The 3,531-nt window shown below is 66.9% G+C and carries 4 protein-coding genes; 2 read left to right on the top strand and 2 right to left on the bottom strand.

The annotated features are described in order from the left end of the window. The coding region (locus Q4G50_RS14510; RefSeq protein ID WP_303378364.1) for a toprim domain-containing protein at nt 1–433 on the bottom strand (433 nt) is incomplete at its 3' end. A gap of 212 nt (nt 434–645) precedes the next feature. On the opposite strand from Q4G50_RS14510, the gene Q4G50_RS14515 reads away from it, so the two are divergent. Next, nucleotides 646–1,254 carry a DedA family protein gene (locus tag Q4G50_RS14515; RefSeq protein WP_303378365.1) on the top strand — a complete coding sequence of 203 codons (609 nt, stop codon included), beginning with the start codon at nt 646–648 and terminating at the stop codon, nt 1,252–1,254. A 120-nt stretch (nt 1,255–1,374) separates the two neighbouring features. Here Q4G50_RS14515 and Q4G50_RS14520 read toward each other — a convergent pair whose 3' ends face one another. Beyond that, nucleotides 1,375–1,578 carry a cold-shock protein gene (locus Q4G50_RS14520; protein ID WP_303378366.1) on the bottom strand — a complete coding sequence of 68 codons (204 nt, stop codon included), beginning with the start codon at nt 1,576–1,578 and terminating at the stop codon, nt 1,375–1,377. A 268-nt stretch (nt 1,579–1,846) separates the two neighbouring features. On the opposite strand from Q4G50_RS14520, the gene Q4G50_RS14525 reads away from it, so the two are divergent. Beyond that, the coding region (locus tag Q4G50_RS14525) for a DEAD/DEAH box helicase (RefSeq protein ID WP_303378367.1) at nt 1,847–3,531 on the top strand (1,685 nt) is incomplete at its 3' end.

The raw sequence follows: 3,531 nt of genomic DNA on the forward strand, positions 1-3,531 counted from the left end.
TGTTCTCCGCGGCGGCGAGGATGGCGGGCTTGGTGATCTCGTTGAACACCATGCGGCGCACCGGCACCGTCGGCTTGAGCACCTCGAGCAGGTGCCAGGCGATGGCTTCGCCCTCGCGGTCGGGGTCGGTGGCCAGGAGCAGTTCATCGCACTGCTTGAGCTTGGCCTTGAGGTCGGCGACCTTCTTCTTCTTGTCGGGGCTGACGACGTAGAGCGGCGCGAAACCGTTCTCCGTGTCGACGCCGAGTCGGGCCCACGGTTCCTTCTTGTACTTCGTGGGCACGTCGGCGGCACCGCGGGGCAGGTCGCGGATGTGGCCGACCGAGGCCTCGACGATGTAGTCGTTGCCCAGATAAGGCTGGATTTTCTTCGCCTTGGTCGACGACTCCACAATGACCAGGGTCTTCTTCCCTGATCCCTTCGCTTCTGCCACTGGGGAATCTTCCCTCTCGTTGAGCTGAGACACTGCCAATTTAAAACGGGTGGCCCCGTCCCTCCGGGTGACTCTAGCGGAGTCCCGGCACTGGACAACACGTTACACAGTATTTAATGGCCCTCCTGTGGCCGGGTTGTGATCAGTCATTCACAACAAGTTCACAGGCGGGGGTTGCTGCCCGGAAACCCGGGATCATTACGCTGGCGGGAATGACCGAGCAGATCATCACGTGGGTGGAGACGATTCTCACCCTGCCGGTCTTCTACCCGGTCCTCGGCGCCCTGGTCGTCCTCGACTCCCTCGTCCCGCTCATCCCCAGCGAGGCGGTGCTCACCCTCGCCGGTTCGTGGTCCGGTGCCCGTGGCGTTCCGAGCTTATCGACGATCATCGCTGTCGCCGTCGTGGCAGCCATCCTCGGCGACAACATCTGTTATCTCCTGGGCACCCGCCTCATCCGTTTCGTGGAGCGGGCCCCGGAGGGTTCCGTGCGCGGTAGGGCCGTGCTGTGGGTGCGGGAGAACATCCGCCGCAACGCCGCCACGACGATCATCGTGGCCCGCTTCATCCCCTGGGCGCGCTGGTTCATGACGATCATGCTCGGATCCGTGCGCTACCCGTGGCGCTGGTTCTTCCTCTACGACACCGTCGGCGTCATCATCTGGGCGCTGCAGGCCACGCTCATCGGCTACCTCGGTGGCTGGTTCTTCTCCGACTATCCGCTCATCGGCGTACTCGTCGGCATGACCCTGGGCGGGGCCGTCGGCCTGCTCATCCAGAAGGTGCAGGCCCGCTTCCAGGCGCGGCGCGACAGCCCCTGAAACGACAAATACCGCCCTCCCGTGACGGGAAGACGGTCCTGCGAGAAAACCGTGTCGAACCTGGCTGGCCGAAAGTTTCCTTGAAGCGCTCAGTAGTTGAGCCCTGGATCAGTGTGAGGCTTAGAGCGGACGAACAGCCTGAGCCTGCGGGCCCTTGGCGCCCTCACCGATCTCGAACTCGACCTGCTGGTTCTCTTCGAGGGTACGGAAGCCGTTGCCCTGGATCTCGGAGTAGTGGACGAAGACGTCTGCGGAGCCATCGGCCGGAGCGATGAAGCCGAAGCCCTTCTCAGCGTTGAACCACTTCACAGTTCCCTGTGCCATGTTAAAAACCTATTTCTTGATGTGGAGGTGGTACGGCGCCGACATATGCCGACAGCCGGGTCGTATCGAACCCCCGATGGACCACCATCCCCAGGTGTGGAGCGGTGATTCGGGTGCTCGCGTATAAATCCCTTGCGAGCACGTAAACGTAACGCACAGAAACAGCGACCGGGACCCAGTGTGTCACGGATTAGCCCGGCGCGATAGTCTGACGACATTTCCGGACGGGAAATCACCGGGGTTTCTCCCACATACAGGGGTGATCACAATGACGATACAGGGGCCCTCCGCCGGTGGACTCGGGGCTGAACTGACCGCCGCCATCACCCGCCGTTTCCCCGCCTCCACCTGCACGTATTCCACCGTGCAGGAGCCACGCCCAGCGCAGTACGTCGCGTGGCCGGGGTGGGTGGATCCCGGTCTGCGGGACCATCTCGTCGACTCCGGAATTTCTTCCCTGTTCAGCCACCAGGCCGCCACCGCCGATCTGGCTTTCGCGGGCAACGACGTCGTAGTCGCCACTGGAACGTCCTCGGGAAAGTCGTTGGGCTATCTGCTGCCGGTGCTCACCCGGCTGGCCTCCGATCCCACCGCCTGCGCGCTGTATCTCACCCCGACGAAGGCGCTCGGCTCCGATCAGCTGCAGGCCGTCACCGCCATCACCCGCGAGGTCCCGGGCCTGGCCGGCATCCACCCGGCCCCCTATGACGGCGATACCCCCACCGAGGCGCGCACCGGCATCCGCGACGCCACCCGCTTCGTGTTCACCAACCCGGACATGCTGCATGCCTCCGTCCTCGCGCACCACGCCCGGTGGGCACGCCTGCTGCGCCACCTGCAGTTCATCGTCGTCGATGAGTGCCACACCTACCGCGGGGTCTTCGGGGCACACGTGGCCCTCGTGCTGCGCCGGCTGCTGCGCCTGGCCGCGCACTACGGCGCGCACCCCACGGTGATCCTCGCGTCGGCCACCGCCAAAGATCCGGCCGCCCACGCCGAGAATCTCCTCGGCCGCCCGGTCACCGCCGTCACCGAGGACGGCGCCCCCACCGGTGAGCGCACCGTCCTGCTCTGGGAGCCCGGGTTCCTCGAGGGCGTCGAAGGCGAGAACGGGGCGCCGGTGCGACGGGCGGCGACCACGGAGGCCGCGGGCATCATGGCCTCCTTCGTCGCCGAGGGCGCCCGCACGCTGACGTTCGTGCGCTCCCGCCGCTCCGCCGAGCTCGTCGCCCTGCGCACCGCGGAGGACCTGTCCGGCATGGGGCGTCACGACTTCGCCGCCCGCATCGCCGCCTACCGCGCGGGCTACCTCGCGGAGGACCGGCGCCGCCTGGAGCACCAGCTTGACGACGGCACCCTCCTCGGCGTCGCCACCACCAACGCGCTGGAGCTGGGTATCGACGTCGGCGGGCTCGACGCCGTCATCACCGCCGGTTTCCCGGGCACGGTGGCCAGTTTCTGGCAGCAGGCCGGTCGGGCGGGGCGCCGCGGACAGGGGTCGATCGTCGTGCTCGTCGCCCGCGATGAACCGATGGACACCTATCTCGTCCACCATCCCGAGGCTCTGCTGGGTCGGCCGGTCGAACGCGCGGTGTTCAATCCGCACAACCCCTATGTCCTGCGCGGACACGTCTACTGCGCGGCCGTCGAGAAGCCCCTCACTCAAGCGGAAGTCGACGCCCTCGGCGCCCACGAGGTGGTCGATGAACTCACCGCGGCCGGGTACCTGCGCCGCCGCCCGCGTGGCTGGTTCCCCACCCCGCTCTTCGACGCCCCGCTCACCCCCGAAACCGCCCATGCCTCCGTCTCCCTGCGCGGCGGCAGCGGCGAGGAGGTGCTCATCGTCGACGTGACGGACGGGCGCCTGCTCGGCACCATCGACGCCGCGCGCGCCGCCAGCCAGGTCCACCCCGGGGCGGTGTACCTGCACCAGGGCGAGAGCTTCGTCATCGA

It is taken from the genome of Corynebacterium sp., from assembly GCF_030538285.1.
Taxonomy (GTDB): Bacteria; Actinomycetota; Actinomycetes; order Mycobacteriales; family Mycobacteriaceae; genus Corynebacterium.